This window comes from Pseudoalteromonas sp. MMG013 (assembly GCF_018100885.1).
Taxonomy (GTDB): Bacteria; Pseudomonadota; Gammaproteobacteria; order Enterobacterales; family Alteromonadaceae; genus Pseudoalteromonas; species Pseudoalteromonas aurantia.
The window spans coordinates 1-504 of sequence record NZ_JAGJEE010000113.1 but is presented as its reverse complement, the minus strand read 5'-3'; the positions used below and the strand labels follow the sequence as shown (position 1 = coordinate 504).

Sequence of the window (504 nt, the reverse complement as noted above, 5' to 3'; positions counted from 1 at the left end):
AGAATTTAACAAGACACCCACTCAAAATTGTGAAGTAAGTCACATAACAGCTTTAGGTACTGTTGATGAAATAACTACGATGAAAACTACAAATATAATTATAAGGCAGCGCTTGATTAACCTCGGTCAGCCACTAAAGTTCGGCGGTATTAGAGCTACACATGGGTCGTCAGACTATTATGATATTAAGTTCAACGGCTTAGATGGTATAAAATCAAATGGAAAGTTTAAGCAATGAGTTCGATTTTATTTATTTCCTACCTTATGTTAAGCGGCATACATGAGAATAATGTCGCACGCCTATGCTGGGACAGCAGAGTTGAAATGTCAAATGGTGATATTGCGACTAGTTTCGTCTTGAACGACAAAAGTCACTTACTTATAACTTACCGACATCCATATTCAAAGGATTTTGTATCGGATGGCGTCGAGTACTCAGTTTTTGATGAGAAAATAATTAATGAGTTACATTACTGGGTTGGGTTCACGCGGGATGGTGATTCG

The 504-nt window shown here is 37.7% G+C and carries 2 protein-coding genes; both read left to right on the top strand.

Going from position 1 to position 504, the window contains the following annotated elements; translation table 11 throughout:
* A partial coding sequence (locus J8L98_RS24585) for a hypothetical protein (RefSeq protein WP_210998681.1) occupies positions 1-238 on the top strand: 238 nt, incomplete at its 5' end.
* Positions 235-504, top strand: a 270-nt coding sequence (locus J8L98_RS24580) for a hypothetical protein (RefSeq protein WP_210998680.1), incomplete at its 3' end; no start/stop codon positions are given. The genes J8L98_RS24585 and J8L98_RS24580, both read left to right, overlap by 4 nt.